Genomic DNA, 19101 nt, shown 5'->3' with positions numbered 1-19101 from the left:
ATGCGATGGTGCGAGATGGTCGTGAATGGGCAGCAAATTAATCGCTGCCGGATTGACATTCGACACAGCTGCTCCCCCTTCGCAGGGGGAGGAGCAAAGACCCCAGCCCTCCCCTTCGCAGGGGAGGGAGTTGATCGAGTTCTGAATTTACGACAGCAAAAAGGCCGCATAAGCGGCCTTTTGTTTGTGTTTCCGATGGCTTACTTCTTCTTGGCGTACTTCAGGGAATCCAGCGCCACCGCGAAGATGATGATGCTGCCCTTGATGATGTACTGCCAGTACGGGTTAACGCCGATGTAAGTCAGACCGTAGTTGATAACGGTGAAGATCAGTACACCGGTCACCACGCCTGCCACAGAACCCACACCACCGGCGAATGACACGCCGCCGACCACGCAGGCTGCGATGGCATCCAGTTCATACATAAAGCCGAGGTTGTTGGTCGCACTGCCGATACGCCCTGCTTCCAGCAAACCGCCGAACGCATAGAACACACCGGACAACGCATAAATCATGATCAGGTTTAACGGAACGTTAACGCCAGACACTTTCGCGGCTTCAGGGTTACCCCCGATAGCAAAGATGTTTTTACCGAAGCGGGTTTTATTCCACAGCACCCAGACAAAGGCGATGGCAATCAGCGCGTAGAAGGTGATGTAGGAAAGCTTCAGGCCGCCTAAATGGATAAAGCCTTGCGCAAACTGTGAGAAGCCCGGGTCAAAACCGGCTACCGGTGAGGAACCGACATAGTCGTAATACAGGGAGTTAATCCCGTAAACGATAATCATCGTGCCCAGCGTGGTAATAAACGGCGTCACGTTCAGGTAAGCGATAATCACACCATTCAGCAAACCAATTAACGCGCCCACAATACACACGGTCAGAATAACCAGCGGAATTGGCACCACTTCGAGGTTCGGGAAGACTTTGTTGACGTTGTCCATCGCCTGCAACATAGTGGCAGCCACCACCGCCGCTAACCCGACCTGACGCCCGGCTGACAGGTCAGTACCCTGCGTCACGATAAGCCCCGCCACGCCGAGCGCGATAATCACGCGCACGGAAGACTGAGTCAGAATGTTACTTAAGTTGACGAGACTGAGGAAGCTCGGATCCTGGATGATAATAATGGCCAGTAAGACCAGCAGGACCACATAAATGCCGCCCTCTTTTAAATAAGTGAGCACACTTTTCTTATTTAATGCTTTCATAATAAGAACCCTTAAAAATTAGAGATGCAAGGAAGCCAGGCGTAATATTTCGTTCTGCGAGGTATTTTTGGTTTCAACAATACCTGCAACCTGTCCATTACTCATAACCAATATTCTGTCAGTAATACCCAGCAACTCTGGCATTTCAGAGGAGATAATAATGATCCCCTTCTCTTTTTTCGCCAACTCGGTGATTAACTGGTAAATTTCGAACTTAGCGCCAACGTCAATGCCGCGCGTCGGTTCATCCAGCATTAATATTTCAGGGTTGGTTAATAACCAGCGCCCGATAATGACTTTTTGCTGATTCCCGCCTGACAATGAACCAATGCTGGTTTTATGTCCCGGCGTTTTCACCCGCATGGAATCGATAACCCATTGGGTATCGCTTTTCATACGGGAGGTATCGAGTAAACCGGCTTTATTCTTATATTGACGAATATTGGAAATCAGCGAGTTAAAGCCGATGTCCAGATACGCATAAATACCGGTTGAACGACGTTCTTCCGTCACCAGTGCAAAACCGTGATTAATGGCCTCGTTAGCACTGTGATTATTAATTTTTTTGCCGTGCAGTTTAATGGTACCGGCGACTTTCTCGCGGATGCCAAATAACGTCTCGACGATATCGGTACGTTTTGCCCCGACCAGACCGGCAATGCCGAGGATTTCCCCTTTGTGCAAATCAAAGGAAATATCACGTATTGAAGGCTGACGCAGCGAGGTCAGATTACGCACTTCGAGGATGACTTCACCCGGTACGTTCTGGCGATCAGGGAAACGCTGGCTCAGTGAACGGCCGACCATCATGGAAATGATTTTATCCATGTCGAGACCTTCCAGCGGCTGCGTAACAATCCACTGGCCGTCGCGCAGAATGGTGATTTCATCGCATAGCTGGAAAATTTCTTCCATCTTATGAGAGATATACACAATGCCACAGCCACGGTCTTTCAGCTTACGGATGATGGTGAACAGATGGTTCACTTCTTTTTCCGTCAGCGAGGACGTCGGTTCGTCCATAATGACGATTTTTGCATTGTAGGAAAACGCCTTGGCGATTTCGATCATCTGCATCTGTGAAACTGACAGCTTACCGACCTTGTCGCGCGGATCGATATCAATGTCCAGTTCGTCAAAAATCGCCTTGGTGTCTTTGTACATTTTGTCCTGATCGACAAAAAGACCTTTGGTCGGATAACGTCCCAGCCACATGTTGTCCATGACCGTACGTTGCAACACCAGGTTTAATTCCTGATGGACCATCGACACGCCTTGTTCAAGCGCTTCTTTTGAACTTTTAAAATTAACTTCCTGTCCCTGAAAAAGAATGGTGCCGGAGTCTTTGCTGTATATCCCGAAAAGGCATTTCAATAATGTGGATTTACCGGCGCCGTTTTCACCCATCAGGGCGTGAATGGAATGAGGACGCACTTTTAAATTCACATTATCTAACGCCCTGACGCCAGGAAATGATTTATTAATACCACTCATTTCCAGAAGGAATTCGTCCGGTTTTTGTGTTGTGTCAGATAACGTATTATCGGCCATAGTTATACCTGGCTAAAGATAAAAATAAACGGGTGTATTAATACCTGATGTCAGTAATGCAGCCGGCAAGCGAACCTGCCGGCTGCATCTTGACATGACGTCCTGTCAGATAAGCATTAACGTCTCAATACCCTTCATTCTTCATGTTGCAGATGCGTTGGCTACTCTTATTCACCCGGATCACTTACCTGAGTAAGCTCATCGGGACTCACTCGTTTGCCGCCTTCCTGCAACGCAAATTATTTTGGGTATAACACTTTGTCTTTATTTACGGCTTAACCGCAATTATTTTTGCCACTGCTTAGCTTTGTTTTTTATTGCTGTCTGTCTGTCTTTATTGCTGCTGACGTCAACTTATTTCACGAAGGAAGACAGATTGTCTTTATCCACCGCGACGTAAGGAATACGAACAACTTTGTTTTCAACTTTCCAGTCAGTCCCTTCAGCAGCAGGTTTACCGGCTGCCAGGTTTTTCGCCAGATCAAAGGTCGCTTTAGCCTGGTTGTTCGCATCGTTCAGCACGGTACCGGCCATTGCGCCAGATTTCACCAGTGCCAGCGCTTCTGCCAGGGCATCCACACCAAATACCGGAATGCTGGATTTGTTATGAGATTTCAGTGCTTCTACAGCACCCATTGCCATGGCATCGTTGTTGGCGATAACCACTTCGATTTTGTTGGCGTTAGGACCAGACAACCATGCATCCATCTTGTCTTTCGCCTGTGCGGTATCCCACATAGCGGTATCAAGTTGCAGCTGATCAGTTTTCAGGCCTTCTTTGCCGTTCAGGGTGCTGATGACGTATTTAGTACGCGCTTCAGCATCCGGATGGCCCGGTTCGCCTTTGATCAGCACGTATTGGATCACGCCGTCTTTGTTCAGATCCCAGGCCGGGTTCGCTTTCCAGTGTTTAGCAATCAGCTCACCCTGGATCACGCCAGATTCTTTAGAATCGGTACCGACGTAATAGGCTTTGTCGTAGCTGTCCAGCGCTTTACGGGAAGGTTCTTTGTTGTAGAAAACAACAGGAATGCCAGCACCGCGGGCTTTCTCAATGATTACCGGGGCAGCAGCCGGGTCAACCAGGTTAATGGCTAACGCTTTCACACCCTTCGCCAGCATGACGTCTACCTGGTCATTCTGGGTAGACTGGCTGTTTTGCGAGTCATTCATCAGCAGTTGCACATCTGGAGAAGCTTTAGCATCTTTTTCAATGGCTTTGCGAACTTCAGACATGAAGTTGTCATCATATTTGTAGATGGTGACGCCGATTTTAGTATCAGCAGCATGTGCGGCAAAACCAAACATCATGCTTGCAGCCAGAGTCGCCAGGGTGAAGACCTTCTTATTCATTTGTATCTCCGGTTATGTAGGGTGTTACAGAATGTGGCACCGGAAACCCCTGCGGGAGCAGTACAGCTCCACGTCATGATTGTGGGTGCCTGCCATCCTTGACTGATAACGTCCTGACTCGCTGTGAAACAAGTCCGGCAAACCGGACCCAAAATGAATCATATTGAAAACGAATGAATCATAATGTGCGCGATGTTAATAAACTGTGAAAGTTCTCACAGATTGAAAACGGTTACATCGCGTTATTTGATCAATAAGTGACGGGTGCCACATTTTGCCAGGGTGCAACCGAATGGCGTCTGACCAGCGTCGGCATAAAACAATGCGAAACGCCCATAGCTAACTGTTCTGCCGCACCTTTTAAAGCCAGTTCGGTGGCCAGCGTCGCCATGGAAACGATCGGATATCGCACGGTGGTCATTTTCGGGCTGGTGTAACGGGCAATCGGAATATCGTCAAAACCGATCAGTGAAAAGTCATCCGGAATGTTAATTCCGTTTTCTTTCAACACCGCCATCGCACCGGCCGCCATCGAATCGTTATAGGCAAACACCGCGCTGAGGTGCAGATTACGCCCGAGCAGTTCCACCATCGCCGCCTCCCCGCCCTGCAGATCCGGCGAACTTTGCGCCCGCCATGCGGCAGGTGGCGCGTCACCGCTCTGATGTGCCTGCGTCATTGCCTGGGCGTAGCCCTGATAACGCTGCAAATCGTCTTCGATACCGTGACTTGACCCGATATAGCCGATGCGCTGATGGCCCTGCGACAGTAACAAACGCGTCGCCATCTCCGCACCGCTGACGTTGTTAAGCCAGACACAACGGTGCTCGTAGCCCGGAATGACGCGGTTAATCAGCACCATGCCGGATACCTGATCCATAAACCGCGAGAGTTCGTCATCGCCCAGCGCTTTCGAATGCACAATGAGTGCGTTACAGCGTTGACGAATCAAAACCTCAATGGCGTGCCTTTCTTTTTCGGCAATATGATAGCTGTTACCTATTAAAACGTATTTCTGATGCTGCTGTGCAACGGTATCCACCGCTTTCACCAGCGCGCCGAAAAACGGATCTGACACATCCATGACCACCACACCGATGGTGTCGCTGCTTTGCGTGGCCAGCGCCTGCGCATTGGCATTAGGCCGGTATCCCAGCGTGGCGACAGCCTGCAACACCTGCTCGCGGGCTTCTTTACTGGCGATAGCGGGATTGTTCAGAACACGTGAAACGGTGGCGACAGAAACCCCCGCCAGCCGGGCGACATCACGAATGGTGACCATGCGTCGCTCCGTGATCAGCCAGAGAGTGGTACGGAGGAATACGGAAATTTTTAACCCAGGAGGTAAAGAAGCCGGACAAAGAGAAGCGAGGTGAAGTGCGCATGGCGTTTCCTTTTTTAGTGTAGTGGTCGTCGGAGAGGCACGACCGCTATCCTAAACATTTTGCGAAAACGCCTGCGTGAATCTCGTCACAGGAAAGAAAACGTTTACATACAATTCTGTAACCTTCATCCCAAATCTATCATTTAGGATGATGTGACGATCTGGGATCAGGCGGTTTTCAGTTCAACACCGGAGGCTTTGACCGTCAGTTTACGCCATAACCACTCCACCGGTCCCTGACGGAAATGCCGCAACCACAGCAAGGTCACCAGCAAGTTGCACGCCCAGACCAGTGGCACCAGCGCCAGCAGTTGCAGGCGGTCGAAGTGCTGGTAGAAGCCGAAGACATTGAAGAATGTGGTGCAGATCAGCGTCTGTAACAGGTAGTTGGTCAGGGCCATGCGGCCAATCTGCGAAATCCAGTTCACCGCCCGCCAGCGGGAAATCTGCGGCCAGAAGCCGTAACACAGCGCCAGATAACTGACGGCCTGCATCAGCGAGCCAATTTCCCGCGGCACCTGCAATAAAAAACCGCTCCAGCGGTAGTCCCAGCCGGTGCGGTATTGCAGGTAAATCGCCGGAATTTGTATCAGTAATGAAAGCGGTAACAGTACAGCGGCAACTTTGCGGTAATGTGCGAGGCGAAACTCACCTTTCAGCCAGCCGCTGCGCATCAGCCCGGCACCTGTCAGCATTGCGCCCGCCAGTTCCCAGCCGTATTGCGCACCGATCGCCAGCAAACTGGAGGACAGCAAATCGAGGCGGTTGCGGATCGCTTCCCAGCCACCTTTCAGCCGCCAGTATTGTTCATATTGAATTTCCGCTGGTCCCGGGAGCCAGAAACTGCCGGGTTTCGGCGAGGTAATGAACCCGAGCATCGCCAGCACGGCGACGCCGATCAGATACAAAATAATGCCGGTGGAAATCAGCGACTGACTGCTGCGCCCTTCCCGCACCATCCGCCAGCACACCAGACCGATCAGCCCGTAAGACAGCAAGATATCGCCGTCCCACATCAGGGTGGCATGCAGAAACCCGCACAGTAAAAGAATCGACAAACGCGCCTGGATCCAGTGTTTACCGCGCGGCAGCAACAAAAACAGACCGCCGCCAAACAGCATGGCAAACATCATCAGGAATTTACCCTGCGCGACGACGTCGAGCACCGCCCAGGTCCAGGTATCAGAAACAGAGGGCGTTCCGGCAAACGCCGGATTCAGGTAAGCGGCTTTCGGTAAACCGAAGGCGCTGATATTGAGCAGAAGAATGCCAAAAATGGCGAGACCACGGGCAAAGTCGAGCGTGGCAATACGTGAGCGCACCCTGACATTCCTTTTGAAGATTATTGAGATATTTAAGAATAAGGGAAGAAAATCAGGGTGGCTACCCTCCAGGTAAATGAAGTTGCAGCAAGGCAGCCAGCGAGCAGAGCCCGATGAGCTGACTGATGTCAGTGACTCGGGTCTACGAACGCAGCGAACACCGCTGCGGCTTTAGTTACGACGGATGGCGGACGGTTCTTAAAAATTCTTGTCGTGTATTCTGGCTGGATTTGAAAAGTCCACCGAGTGATGTTGTCGTCGTTGCGCTGGTCGCATCACGCACGCCGCGCGCTTTCACGCAGTAATGCACGGCGTCAATGGAGACGGCCACGTTGGTGGTGCCGAGCAGGGTTTGCAAGGCCACCAGGATCTGCTGGGTCAGGCGTTCCTGAACCTGCGGACGCTGCGAGAAGAACTGCACAATGCGGTTGATTTTCGACAGGCCAATCACGGTATCTTTCGGGATATAGGCCACGGTGGCTTTGCCATCGATGGTCACGAAATGGTGTTCGCAGGTACTGGTCAGGGTGATATCGCGCACGGTGACCATTTCATCCACTTTCATCTTGTTTTCGATGACGGTGATTTTCGGGAAATTGGCGTAATCAAGCCCGGAGAAGATTTCATCCACATACATCTTGGCGATGCGGTGCGGCGTTTCCGCCAGACTGTCATCGGAAAGATCCAGATTAAGAAGCTGCATGATGCCGGTCATATGTTCCTGGATCCGCTGCTTGCGCGTTTCGTTGTCGATCGGCAAAGCTTCACGCAGAGGGGTTTCCAGACCACGGGCTAACAGGGCCTCGTGAACCAAAATGGCTTCTTTACTCAGGGTTGGCATTCTTTCTTTCTCCGGCAGATGTAATCACTTTGACGCAGATCACGCTAAAGTGAGGTGGCTTACTGTAGTAGAGAGCCGGTTCAGAATCCAGTGAATGTGCGTCATGATGGATGAAATAGCTGCAAGTTATCGGTTCTGCCGGAAGACCAGCGCCCCTGCAATAATGAAACCGACCAGCGCGACATACAGCGCGGGTTCCAGACGGTGCGTCAGTGCGGTAGAAATGGCCGACAGAACAGGGCCGAATAACTGACCCACGGCATAACCGGTGGTCAGCAAACCGGCCATGTAGCGGCTGTGATTCGGTGCCAGTTCGCGGCTATATTGTAAAGCCAGCTGGACCACACTGAGGAAACCGCCGCCGGTGAGCAATGCGCCGAGCACCAGACCGGTCACGCCCGGCACCACTTCCGCACACAGAATTCCCAGTCCCTGCGCCCATAATGTCAGCGCCAGACGTTTATGCGTCGTCAGGCTGTGTCGTGTCAGAATACCGATGATGATGCCGATCACCGCCGCGCCGCCAAACACCGGCCAGACAAACTGGGCGAACAGGCTGTCAGGGAAACGCGCGCTCGCCATCTGCGATAAAAACGTGGCGGGAAGGATGTAACCAAAACCCGCCAGACTGTAACTCCACACCAGTCGTTTCAGCGCAGGCGTCATCACCAGCGGTTCAGTTGCCACATGCGAGCGGTGCAAATCTCCTGTTCGCGGCAGGGTCGGCGTAATGATCGCCACAAAAATCAGCGCCAGCACGCCGTACACGCACCAGGCCTGCGCCGAGGTCAGCTGCAAACTGTGAATACCGACGGCCAACATGCCGCTGAGGAAAATCCCCGCGCCCGGCCCGGCAAACACCGCAGCACTCAGCGCCGGACGGCCATAATGGGCCAGACGTTCATTACACCACGCGGACACCATCACCATCGCCCAGCCGCTGGTCCAGCCGATCATAAAGCGCACGATGCTGTGCAGCACTTCGCCGGAAATCACCGCCGACAATAATGTCAGCACAACGCCGCCCCATACGCCCAGCCACAAACGGCGCTCGAGATGTTTGCCCGCGCGCATCCCGTCGAACGCGCCACACAGATAACCGAGGTAGTTGAAGGCCGCAACCAGCCCCGCGCCGGTCAGGCTGAACTGATGTTCAGCTATCATTAAAGGCACCTGCGGCGTAAAGGCGAAGCGCCCGATACCCATCGCGACCACAAAAGCCAGAAAACCACTTAGCGCAATTCGAAAGGCCATAACTGCTCCGTTAAAAGAAACCGCGATGCAACATCATAGAAACAATGAATAAACATACTCAAAGCCCGAGGCTGAAAACAGCGGATTTCTTAAAAGAAAGTAAATTGAATGTTGTCGCTATGATGCCTTATGAGTACAATCACGAAAACTGAATAATACAAACCAACTTGTTTACGATAAGAGAACACAGGAACCCATCATGGATCTCACTCAGTTACGGATGTTTTGCTGCGTAGCGGAAACCGGTTCGCTGGCACGCGCGGCAGAGCAGTTGCATCGCGTCCCGTCGAACCTGACCACCCGCCTGCGTCAGCTGGAACTCGAACTGGGCACCGATCTGTTTATCCGCGAAAAGCAGCGCATCCGCCTTTCCGCCATGGGCCATAATTTTCTGAACTATGCCGAACGTATTCTTGCGCTGAGCGACGAAGCCATGAGCATCACGCATGCCGGTGAACCCGCCGGGAACTTCGCGCTGGGATCGATGGAAAGTACGGCGGCGACGCGCCTGCCCTCTTTACTGGCGGCATATCATCAGAAGTTTCCGCAGGTGGCGCTGTCGCTGGTCACGGCCACCTCCGGCGAAACCATCGACAGCGTGCGTGCCGGACGTCTGGCGGCGGCGCTGGTGGATGGCCCGATCGATTTTGACGATATCAATGGCTGCATTTCTTTTCGTGAACGCATGGTGGTGATCACGCCGCCCGGCGAATCGCCGCAGGAAGTGCCTGCCGGGCGCAGCGGTCATACCGTTTTTGCGTTCCGCCCGAGTTGTTCATACCGCCAGCGTTTACAGGGCTGGATCAAACACATGAGCATTCCGGTCGCCAATACCATGGAGATCCAGTCCTATCATTCGATGATGGCCTGCGTCGCCAGCGGTGCGGGGATTGCCATGGTGCCGCGCTCGGTACTCGAACAATTGCCCGGCCACGAACGGGTCAGCATTCACGAGATCCCGGATGAATTCGCCGACACCGCCACCTGGCTTATCTGGCGCAGGGACGCCTTCAGCCCGAATGTGCGGGCGCTGAAAGAACTGATCATCGAACAAAATGACGGCGTGATCCCGTTACTGAAACATCCGCTCGCCGGGGAACACGATCCGGCGCTGCATCCGACCTATTAATTCGAAACTGAATAAGTAAAAACACCTGACTGGAGCTAAAAAATGCAAATGATCAAAACGCGCGCGGCTGTCGCCTGGGGCCCGAACCAACCTCTGTCCATCGAAGAAGTGGATCTGATGCCACCGCAAAAAGGTGAAGTGCTGGTGCGGATCGTCGCGACCGGCGTGTGCCACACCGACGCCTACACCCTGTCAGGCAAAGATCCGGAAGGCGTCTTCCCGGCGATCCTCGGCCATGAAGGCGGCGGCGTGGTGGAAGCGGTTGGCGAAGGCGTCACCAGCGTAGCCGTCGGCGATCACGTCATTCCGTTGTACACCCCGGAATGTGGCGAGTGTAAGTTCTGTAAATCCGGCAAAACCAACCTGTGTCAGGCGATCCGCACCACGCAAGGTAAAGGTCTGATGCCGGACGGCACCACCCGTTTCTTCAAAGACGGCAAGCCGATTTTCCATTACATGGGTACCTCGACCTTCTCCGAATACACCGTGGTTCCTGAGATCTCGCTGGCGAAAATCAACAAAGAAGCCCCGCTGGAAGAAGTCTGTCTGCTCGGTTGTGGCGTGACCACCGGTATGGGCGCCGTTATCAATACCGCGAAAGTCAAAAAAGGCGACACCGTAGCCATCTTCGGCCTCGGCGGCATTGGTCTTTCAGCCATTATTGGCGCCGTGATGGCAGGCGCAGGCCGCATCATCGGTATCGATCTGAACACCAGCAAATTCGATCTGGCGCGTAAACTTGGCGCAACCGACCTGATCAACCCGAAAGATTTCGATAAGCCGATTCAGGACGTGATCGTTGAAATGACCGACGGCGGCGTGGACTTCTCCTTCGAATGTATCGGTAACGTGAACGTGATGCGTTCCGCGCTGGAATGCTGCCATAAAGGCTGGGGCGAATCGGTCATCATCGGCGTGGCCGGTGCAGGCGAAGAAATCTCCACCCGTCCGTTCCAGCTGGTGACCGGCCGTGTATGGCGTGGTTCGGCTTTCGGTGGCGTTAAAGGCCGCAGCCAGTTACCGGGCATTGTGCAGCGTTATCTGGACGGCGAATTCGCCCTGAACGATTTCATCACCCACACCATGCCACTGGAAGAAATCAACGAAGCCTTTGACCTGATGCACGAAGGAAAATCTATCCGAACGGTGATTCATTTTAACAAGTAAGGAATGTGTCGATGAGCAGCTCGATTGAACTACTCGAAGAACACCGGATGTTTGGCGGCTGGCAGCAGCGCTACCGTCATACCTCTGAGAGCCTGAATTGCAGCATGACGTTCAGCCTTTATCTGCCCCCGGCGCAGGACGATACACCGCCGCCGGTGCTGTACTGGCTGTCGGGTCTGACCTGCAATGACGAAAACTTCACCATCAAAGCCGGGGCGCAACGTGTCGCGGCAGAGCTTGGCGTGATTCTGGTGATGCCGGATACCAGCCCGCGTGGTGAAGGCGTCGCCAACGACGACGGTTACGACCTCGGCCAGGGCGCAGGTTTTTATCTGAATGCCACGCAGGCACCGTGGGCCGCGCATTTTTGCATGTACGATTATCTGCTCGACGAACTGCCTGCGCTGATCAGCGGGCATTTCAGGGTCAGCGATCGTCAGTCTATTTTCGGGCACTCGATGGGCGGTCACGGCGCACTGATGCTGGCACTGCGTAATCCGCAGCGTTTCTGCTCCGTGTCAGCGTTTGCGCCGATCGTTAATCCGGCGCAGGTGCCGTGGGGACGCAAAGCGTTCAGCGCGTATCTGGGGGATGACGAAAGCCAGTGGCTGCAATACGACAGCTGCCACCTGCTGAGCGCCCTGCCGGAAGATCAAAAACCGTTCCCGATTTTAGTCGATCAGGGCGACGGCGATCAGTTCCTGGCAGATCAGCTGCAACCGGCAAAACTGGCCGAGATCGCCCGCCAGCGCGGCTGGCCGTTACAGTTGCGCGTTCAGCCCGGATACGATCACAGCTACTTCACGATTGCCTCATTTGTGGAAGATCACCTGAGATTCCATGCGGAGTTTTTGCACTCTGAAGTCTGACATTCTGCTGATGCAACAAGGGGTTGGCTTTGCTCCTCCCCCTGCGAAGGGGGAGGCTGGGAGGGGGTTTTAAGGGCTAACCCCCGGTCAGAGCACACTTCAACTTATGGATTTTGACCTTAATACCCCACCCCAACCCTCCCCTTCGCAGGGGAGGGAGTTGTTCTGCGTTTGTGAAAACAAACAAAGGAATTGTCATGTCCGTTAATTTCAGGCCTAAAACTGGCCAGATCCTCATCTGTAATTTGTTGGGAAAAATGCGATATGGTTCAAACGTATAGCTGCCCCCAAAAATCAATTCTTCAATTTCGGATCCAGCGCATCCCTTAACCCATCGCCCAGCAAATTAAACGCCAGTACGGTCAGGAATATGGCCAGACTGGGGAATATCGCCACGTGCGGTGCCATGACCATGTCGGCGCGGGCTTCGTTGAGCATGGCGCCCCACTCCGGCGTTGGCGGTTGCGCGCCCATGCCAAGGAAGGACAGGCTGGCGGCGGTAATAATTGACGTGCCGATGCGCATGGTGAAATACACCACGATGGATGACAACGTACCCGGCAGGATGTGGCGGAACAAAATGGTGGCGTCGGAGGCACCGATGCTGCGGGCGGATTCAATATAAGTTTGCTGTTTCAGCACCAGCGTGTTGCCACGTACCAGACGTGCGAAGGCCGGAATGCTGAAAATCGCCACCGCGATAATCACGTTCGACATGCCGTTGCCCATCACCGCCACCACGGCAATCGCCAGCAAAATACCGGGGAAAGCAAACAGCACGTCGCAAACGCGCATGGTGATGCGGTCCCACCAGCCTTCGTAATATCCCGCCAGCAGGCCGAATACCGTGCCAATCGCCGCGCCGAGTACCACCGAAAGCACACCCGCCGTCAGGGAAATCCGCGTGCCCATCAGGATGCGGCTGAAAATATCCCGTCCCAGCGAATCGACGCCCAGCCAGTGGATCAGCGACGGGCCTTCGTTCAGCCGGTCGTAATCAAAATAATTTTCCGGATCAAAGGGCACCAGCCACGGCGCAAGGATGGCTGCCATGATCAATAACAGGATGAACACACCCGCAATCATCGCAATATGCTGACGACGGAAACGCCGCCAGAACGCTTTCCACGGTGTCCGAACCGCCTGTGATTGCGCGGTTCCCGGTGTGATTATCGGCAAACTCGCAAGTACGGCATTTCGCCGCCAGTTTTTCATGCGTTGACTCACTTGTATCGGATTGAAGGGTTGATGACGGCGTACAGCATGTCCACCAGCAGATTGATCAGGATGAACTCCAGCGAGAACAGCAGCACTTCTGCCTGTATCACCGGATAATCGCGCATCTCAACGGAATCGACCAGCAACCGCCCTAATCCCGGCCAGTTGAAGACTTTTTCGACGACAATCGAGCCGCCAAGCAGAAAACCAAATTGCAGCCCCATCATGGTCACTACGGGGATCATCGCGTTGCGCAGGCCGTGTTTGACCACCACCACCGCCTCGTGTACCCCTTTGGCGCGCGCGGTGCGCATGTAATCTTCCTGCATCACTTCGACAAACGAGGCGCGGGTGAAGCGGGCCATGATCGCCGCCACCGCCGCACCCAGCGTAATGGAAGGAAGGATATAGTGACGCCAGCCGTCCGCGCCGACCGTCGGCAACCAGCCCAGTTCAACGGAGAAAATCTGCATCAGCAACATGCCCAGCGCGAAAGCCGGGAAGGAAATACCGGAGACGGCGAGCGCCATACCCAGTCTGTCCGGCCAGCGGTTACGCCAGACGGCGGAGACCACGCCGATCACCAGCCCGAAAATCACCGACCACAGCATGCTGGTCAGCGTCAGCCAGAATGTCGGCAGAAAACGGGAACTGATTTCGTCTATAACCGGGCGTTTTGACACCATCGAATGACCGAAGTCACCGGTCAGCGCATTGCCAAAGAAGGTGAAAAATTGCTGATAAAGCGGCTTATCCAGCCCTAAATCCTGACGCACCAGAGCGACCACGCTGGCGTCGGCATCTTGTCCGGCCATCAGCCGCGCCGGATCGCCCGGCAGCAGATGCACAAATAAAAACACCAGCACTGCCACAATCAGCAACGTGGGGATCAGTCCGAGTAATCGTTTTAAAAAATAGTTAAGCATGATTCGCTGTCTGTGATTTCACGGTAAACATCCATGTTCCGGCCCCGGAACACATGGGTTCAGGGCGCGCACGCTGTGCGCCACACGCCCTGAAAGCTTCACCGTCTGTTATTTCACATCGGCATCTTCAAAGCTGAAGGCCGTATCCGGCATCACATAAAAGCCTGTCAGACGTTTATTATTGGCAGAGACCAGACGTTCCGTCACCAGGAAGGCCCACGGCGCATCGGTCCAGATTTGTTTCTGGGCATCGGCGTACAGTCTGGCTTTCTCGGTTTTGTCGGTGGTTTTCAGCGCATCCGACAAGTCTTTATCCACCTGCGCATTGCTGTAGAACGCCGTGTTGAACTGCTTCGGCGGCGCGGCCTGCGTGGAGAACAATGGCGACAGCGCCCAGTCTGCTTCGCCGGTAGAGGCTGACCAGCCGGTATAGAACATACGAATACCCGCTTCTTTCTGCCCGACGTTCTCAACCTGTGCGGCACGCTGCGCGGCGTCCATGGCGGTCACGGTGACTTTGATGCCCACCTGCGCCAGTTGCTGCTGAGTGAACTGCAACACTTTCTGCGCGGTGCTGTTGTTATGCGATGACCACAGCGTGGTGGTGAAACCGTCCGGATAACCGGCCTCTTTCAGCAAGGCTTTAGCTTTTGCCGGATCATACGGCCAGGGTTTGAATTTCGCGGCGTATTCGATGCCCTGCGGCAACGGCCCTTCTGATGGCACCGCGTAACCGGCAAACGCGACTTTGATCAGCGCCTGTTTGTTGATCGCGTAGTTGATCGCCTCACGGACTTTGACGTTATCGAATGGCTTTTGCGTCACGTTAAAGCTGATGTAACGGTGCAGGATTGACGGCGCAGCCACCAGATCCAGTTTGTCGTTTTTCGCCAGCAGCGCAGCCTGCTCGTAAGGTACCGGGAAGGCCAGATCCGCTTCGCCGGTTTGCAGCATGGCCGCGCGGGTATTGTTATCGACCACCGGACGCCAGGTGATGGTGTCGAGTTTCGGCTCGCCTTTTTTCCAGTAGCCGTCAAATTTCTTCACTTTCACGAAGTCAGTCTGGTTCCACTGATCCAGCGTATACGGGCCGGTACCGACCGGATGGAAGCCGATATCTTTACCGTATTTGGTCAGCGCCGCAGGGGAAATGATCACCGCAGACGGGTGCGCCAGAATGTTGATGAAGGCCGAGAACGGAGTTTTCAGCGTAATTTTTACCGTGGTGTCATCCACCGCTTCGGTGCTGGCGATATTTTTGAACAGGTTGTATCGCTTGAGATGGCTGTCCGGGTTGCTGGCGCGATCAAAGTTAACCTTCACCGCAGCGGCGTTGAAATCGGTGCCGTCCTGGAATTTAATGCCCGGATGCAGTTTGATGGTGTACACCAGACCGTCCTGACTGACGGTGTAGCTTTCCGCCAGCACATTCTCCAGCTTCATGTTTTTATCGAAGCCAAACAGTCCCTGATAGAAGGATTTGGCAACCGCCTGTGACAGCGTGTCATTGGCGTCGTAGGGATCGAGCGAGGTGAAGTTAGAGCCTACGGCGACCACCACGTCTTTGGCTGCCCACGCAGAAGCCGAGGCCAGCGAACCGAAAACAGCGGCAGCGAGCACGGCCTGACGGACAACGTTCTTACCTTTAGATTTCTGCTGATTCATGTCAGTTCCTTTTCCTGTCTTACCCGTTTGTCTTGCTAAGAATTGACGGCTCAAAATAAGCCGCCAGAAAAATCAGTAAATGCCCGCGATACTGTGCCGTGCGACGAAATGCCCTTCGCCAACTTTCACCAGCGGTGCCACCAGCGGATCATCATTGAGCGCACGGATCGGGCTGGGGATTTCATCGACCAGCAGCGCCTGTTCCTTGCGCTTATGCGCCGGATCGGCAACCGGCACCGCCGCCATCAGTTTGCGGGTATAAGGATGTTGCGGGCTTTCAAACACCGCACGCCGCGAGCCGATCTCCACAATCTGCCCGAGATACATCACCGCCACGCGATGGCTGATCCGCTCGACCACCGCCATATCGTGAGAAATAAACAGAAACGCCAGCCCGAACTCTTTCTGCAAATCCATCAGCAGGTTGATGATTTGCGCGCGGATGGAGACATCCAGCGCGGAAACCGATTCGTCGGCAATCACCACTTTGGGATTGAGTGCCAGTGCGCGGGCGATACAGATGCGCTGGCGCTGGCCGCCGGAAAACTCGTGAGGATACCGCTGCGCGTGTTCCGGCAGCAGCCCGACTTTTTCCAGCAGCCAGGCCACACGGGCTTCCGCTTCTGCGCCTTTTGCCAGCTTGTGAACCAGCAGCGGCTCCATGATCGAATAGCCCACCGTCAGGCGCGGATCGAGCGAGGCGTAGGGATCCTGAAAGATAAACTGAATATCGCGTCGCAGATGTTGCAGTTCGCTGCCGCCGATATCCGTCAGCGTCTGGCCGTTAAAGGTGATGGTACCGCCCTGACTTTTCACCAGTTTCAGCAGCGAGCGGCCGGTGGTGGATTTCCCGCAGCCGGATTCCCCGACCAGCGCCAGCGTCTCGCCGGGATGCAAATCAAAGCTGACTTTTTCCACCGCATGAACACGGCGGGTGACGCGGTTAAATATGCCGCTGCGCAGGTCAAATCGCGTCACCAGATCTCGCACCTGTAAAATCGGCGGCACGCCCGGCGTCAGGGTGTTTTGCACCAGTTCCGGGTCGCTTTCTTCCTGCTCCGGTAAAGGAAAACGCGCAGGCAGCGGTTTACCCGCCATCGACCCCAGTTTCGGCACCGCAGCCAGTAACGTGCGGGTATAGGGCTGTTGCGGTGAGTAAAAAATCTCACTGACGCGACCGTTTTCCACGCTGTTGCCCTGATGCATGACCAGCACCCGGTCAGCGATTTCGGCCACCACGCCCATATCGTGCGTAATGAAAATCACGCCCATCTGCATCTCTTTTTGCAGCACGCGGATCAGTTGCAGAATTTGCGCCTGAATGGTGACATCCAGCGCCGTGGTCGGTTCGTCGGCAATCAGCAGCGCGGGTTTGCAGGAAAGCGCCATGGCGATCATCACCCGCTGACGCATGCCGCCGGAAAGCTGATGCGGGTAGCTGTCGAGAATATTGCGGGCTTCGGGAATACGCACCAGATCCAGCATCCGTAACGCTTCGGCACGGGCAGCGCGGTGATCTTTATTCTGGTGCAGACGGATCGACTCAGCGATTTGTTCACCCACCGGAAAAACCGGATTGAGCGAGGTCATCGGCTCCTGAAAAATCATCGCCATGTCTGCGCCGCGCAGGTTACGCATGGCAGGTTGCGAGGCCGCCATCAGATCCACCACTTCACCGTTACGGCGACGAAAATGCATCTCGCCCTGGGAAATCTGGCCGCCGCCCTGCTCTACCAGACGCATCAGCGCCAGCGAGGTGACGGATTTTCCGGAGCCGGATTCCCCGACGATCGCCAGCGTTTCGCCGCGTTTCACCTGAAAACTGAGTTGATTAACCGCCGGGATCACCTGACCTTCATGCGCAAATTGCACACTGAGCTGACTGACAGCCAGCACGTGGTCGGGGGGCAGAATAAGAGAAGGTTTCATCGGGCTGTTCATGCGCGGTAAATGCTGACGACGGGCGCGTCGCCCACCCGTGCAAATCCACGGTACATGCCTTCGCTGTTGAACGGCAGTTCCACGTTGCCAAACTTATCTACCGCAATCATGCCGCCGCTGCCGCCCAGAGGCAGCAGTTTTTCCTGCACGACTTTACGTGTCGCCTCTTCAAGAGAAAGACCGGCGTATTCAATCAGCGCGGCGACGTCATAGGCCGCCACCGTGCGCATAAACACTTCGCCGGTGCCGGTACTGGAAATCGCCACGGTATTATTGCTGGCGTAGCACCCGGCACCAATGATCGGCGAATCGCCGACGCGTCCGGCCTGTTTGTTGGTCATGCCGCCGGTGGAGGTCGCTGCCGCCAGATTACCCAGCGCATCCATTGCCACCGCGCCCACGGTGCCAAATTTACGTTCCGGATCGAGCGGATCATCTGACACAGCCGCATTCAGCGTTGCGCCGTCATGATCAAGCATCACGCCCTGATCGGCGGCAATCGCCCGTTGCAGCTGGTCATAACGTTCCTGCGTGAAAAAGTAGTCCGGGCCGACCATTTCCTGTCCGTTTTCGCGGGCAAAGGCTTCCGCCCCCGCGCCGGTAAACATCACATGCGGACTGACTTCCAGCACTTTACGGGCAGTCAGGATCGGATTGCGGATATGATTGACACAACTTATCGCACCGGCATCCAGCGTGCGGCCGTCCATAATGCAGGCGTCCAGCTCATGCGTTCCCTGATGTGTAAAAACAGCGCCTTTGCCCGCATTAAATAACGGGCACTCTTCAAGCAGACGCACCGCTTCGGTGACCGCATCCAGTGCACTGCCGCCGGCGGCCAGAATCGCCTGTCCGCTGGCGACTATTCTCTCCAGTTCGGCTAAGTAAAGTCGTTCTTTTTCAGCGCTCATTGCCGCGCGGGTAATCGCCCCTGCACCACCGTGGATCGCAATAACCGCCCGCTTCTTGTCCGAAACGGAAGCCGCTGAATTATCAGTAGAAAAACTCATTAGCGCTGCACCTTTCGATGTTGTATTTATGTATAGGAAAATGTTGATCTGTTTTTGACTATATTTAGCCCGCTACAGTATGTAAAGCAGAAATGTCGCGCCATCAAAAGGTCGCTAATTGCTTAGATTGTTTAGGAAAAACAAATGCTGCAATTGAATATACTCGCGGGACAAATGACCAAAGAACAGCAATAATAAACGTCTTAACTGCGGATAAAAGCACCTCTGGATAAGCTTTCCGTGGCTTTTTTATTTTCTCT

General features: G+C 54.4%; 15 protein-coding genes. 3 read left to right on the top strand and 12 right to left on the bottom strand.

All coding sequences use genetic code 11. From position 1 onward, the window contains the following. Nucleotides 1–200: 200 nt before the first annotated feature. From mglC to EDF78_RS09675, 7 genes are all read right to left on the bottom strand, one after another. Entirely contained in the window at nt 201–1211 is a 1011-nt protein-coding gene (gene mglC / locus EDF78_RS09705; RefSeq protein WP_095922685.1) for a galactose/methyl galactoside ABC transporter permease MglC, read from the bottom strand. Between the two features lie 18 nt (nt 1212–1229). Beyond that, nucleotides 1230–2762, bottom strand: a complete 1533-nt coding sequence (gene mglA / locus EDF78_RS09700) for a galactose/methyl galactoside ABC transporter ATP-binding protein MglA (protein ID WP_119822203.1) — start codon at nt 2760–2762, stop codon at nt 1230–1232. A gap of 354 nt (nt 2763–3116) precedes the next feature. Continuing rightward, entirely contained in the window at nt 3117–4115 is a 999-nt protein-coding gene (gene mglB, locus EDF78_RS09695; protein WP_095922687.1) for a galactose/glucose ABC transporter substrate-binding protein MglB, read from the bottom strand. 250 nt (nt 4116–4365) lie between these two features. Continuing rightward, complete coding sequence (gene galS, locus EDF78_RS09690; RefSeq protein WP_095922688.1) at nt 4366–5397, bottom strand: HTH-type transcriptional regulator GalS; 1032 nt, start codon at nt 5395–5397, stop codon at nt 4366–4368. Nucleotides 5398–5666: 269 nt separating this feature from the next. Continuing rightward, complete coding sequence (gene yeiB, locus EDF78_RS09685) at nt 5667–6821, bottom strand: DUF418 domain-containing protein YeiB (protein WP_095922689.1); 1155 nt, start codon at nt 6819–6821, stop codon at nt 5667–5669. Nucleotides 6822–6996: 175 nt separating this feature from the next. After that, entirely contained in the window at nt 6997–7662 is a 666-nt protein-coding gene (gene folE, locus EDF78_RS09680) for a GTP cyclohydrolase I FolE (protein ID WP_095922690.1), read from the bottom strand. Between the two features lie 126 nt (nt 7663–7788). Continuing rightward, nucleotides 7789–8916: a YbfB/YjiJ family MFS transporter gene (locus EDF78_RS09675; RefSeq protein WP_119822200.1), complete on the bottom strand. Its 1128-nt coding sequence runs from the start codon at nt 8914–8916 to the stop codon at nt 7789–7791. A gap of 199 nt (nt 8917–9115) precedes the next feature. Between EDF78_RS09675 and EDF78_RS09670 the strand changes: the two genes are divergently transcribed. Genes EDF78_RS09670 through fghA form a run of 3 tightly spaced genes read left to right on the top strand, consistent with a single transcriptional unit; the run spans nt 9116 to nt 12081 of the window. Then, on the top strand, nt 9116–10045 hold the full coding sequence (locus EDF78_RS09670; protein WP_119822199.1) for a LysR family transcriptional regulator: 930 nt from the start codon (nt 9116–9118) through the stop codon (nt 10043–10045). 42 nt (nt 10046–10087) lie between these two features. Next, nucleotides 10088–11212 (top strand): S-(hydroxymethyl)glutathione dehydrogenase/class III alcohol dehydrogenase, encoded by a 1125-nt coding sequence (locus EDF78_RS09665; protein WP_095922693.1) that lies wholly within the window; start codon nt 10088–10090, stop codon nt 11210–11212. An 11-nt stretch (nt 11213–11223) separates the two neighbouring features. After that, nucleotides 11224–12081 (top strand): S-formylglutathione hydrolase, encoded by an 858-nt coding sequence (fghA, locus tag EDF78_RS09660; protein ID WP_133822988.1) that lies wholly within the window; start codon nt 11224–11226, stop codon nt 12079–12081. Between the two features lie 294 nt (nt 12082–12375). Here the strand turns inward: fghA and gsiD are convergent, their stop codons facing one another. From gsiD to EDF78_RS09635, 5 genes are all read right to left on the bottom strand, one after another. Further along, nucleotides 12376–13296, bottom strand: a complete 921-nt coding sequence (gsiD, locus tag EDF78_RS09655) for a glutathione ABC transporter permease GsiD (protein ID WP_119822196.1) — start codon at nt 13294–13296, stop codon at nt 12376–12378. 8 nt (nt 13297–13304) lie between these two features. Further along, entirely contained in the window at nt 13305–14225 is a 921-nt protein-coding gene (gene gsiC, locus EDF78_RS09650) for a glutathione ABC transporter permease GsiC (protein ID WP_095922697.1), read from the bottom strand. A 108-nt stretch (nt 14226–14333) separates the two neighbouring features. Continuing rightward, entirely contained in the window at nt 14334–15890 is a 1557-nt protein-coding gene (gsiB, locus tag EDF78_RS09645) for a glutathione ABC transporter substrate-binding protein GsiB (protein ID WP_119822195.1), read from the bottom strand. 72 nt (nt 15891–15962) lie between these two features. Beyond that, nucleotides 15963–17831, bottom strand: a complete 1869-nt coding sequence (gene gsiA / locus EDF78_RS09640) for a glutathione ABC transporter ATP-binding protein GsiA (protein WP_095922699.1) — start codon at nt 17829–17831, stop codon at nt 15963–15965. Next, nucleotides 17828–18841, bottom strand: coding sequence for an isoaspartyl peptidase/L-asparaginase (locus EDF78_RS09635; protein WP_131693006.1), 1014 nt, complete (start codon nt 18839–18841; stop codon nt 17828–17830). The genes gsiA and EDF78_RS09635 overlap by 4 nt, the downstream gene beginning before the upstream one ends. Nucleotides 18842–19101 lie beyond the last annotated feature (260 nt).

The sequence above is a fragment of the Rahnella sp. BIGb0236 genome, from assembly GCF_004364755.1.
Taxonomy (GTDB): domain Bacteria; phylum Pseudomonadota; class Gammaproteobacteria; order Enterobacterales; family Enterobacteriaceae; genus Rahnella; species Rahnella victoriana.
The sequence above is the reverse complement of the archived record's forward strand: the minus strand, read 5'-3'. Positions and strand labels throughout refer to the sequence as shown.

Bases quoted from the DNA above. Each gene is read 5' to 3' on its own strand.
- mglC (WP_095922685.1), bottom strand. From the start codon at position 1,211: ATGAAAGCATTAAATAAGAAAAGTGTGCTCACTTATTTAAAAGAGGGC.
- mglA (WP_119822203.1), bottom strand. From the start codon at position 2,762: ATGGCCGATAATACGTTATCTGACACAACACAAAAACCGGACGAATTC.
- mglB (WP_095922687.1), bottom strand. From the start codon at position 4,115: ATGAATAAGAAGGTCTTCACCCTGGCGACTCTGGCTGCAAGCATGATG.
- galS (WP_095922688.1), bottom strand. From the start codon at position 5,397: ATGGTCACCATTCGTGATGTCGCCCGGCTGGCGGGGGTTTCTGTCGCC.
- folE (WP_095922690.1), bottom strand. From the start codon at position 7,662: ATGCCAACCCTGAGTAAAGAAGCCATTTTGGTTCACGAGGCCCTGTTA.
- EDF78_RS09675 (WP_119822200.1), bottom strand. From the start codon at position 8,916: ATGGCCTTTCGAATTGCGCTAAGTGGTTTTCTGGCTTTTGTGGTCGCG.
- EDF78_RS09670 (WP_119822199.1), top strand. From the start codon at position 9,116: ATGGATCTCACTCAGTTACGGATGTTTTGCTGCGTAGCGGAAACCGGT.
- EDF78_RS09665 (WP_095922693.1), top strand. From the start codon at position 10,088: ATGCAAATGATCAAAACGCGCGCGGCTGTCGCCTGGGGCCCGAACCAA.
- fghA (WP_133822988.1), top strand. From the start codon at position 11,224: ATGAGCAGCTCGATTGAACTACTCGAAGAACACCGGATGTTTGGCGGC.
- gsiD (WP_119822196.1), bottom strand. From the start codon at position 13,296: ATGAAAAACTGGCGGCGAAATGCCGTACTTGCGAGTTTGCCGATAATC.
- gsiC (WP_095922697.1), bottom strand. From the start codon at position 14,225: ATGCTTAACTATTTTTTAAAACGATTACTCGGACTGATCCCCACGTTG.
- gsiB (WP_119822195.1), bottom strand. From the start codon at position 15,890: ATGAATCAGCAGAAATCTAAAGGTAAGAACGTTGTCCGTCAGGCCGTG.
- gsiA (WP_095922699.1), bottom strand. From the start codon at position 17,831: ATGAACAGCCCGATGAAACCTTCTCTTATTCTGCCCCCCGACCACGTG.
- EDF78_RS09635 (WP_131693006.1), bottom strand. From the start codon at position 18,841: ATGAGTTTTTCTACTGATAATTCAGCGGCTTCCGTTTCGGACAAGAAG.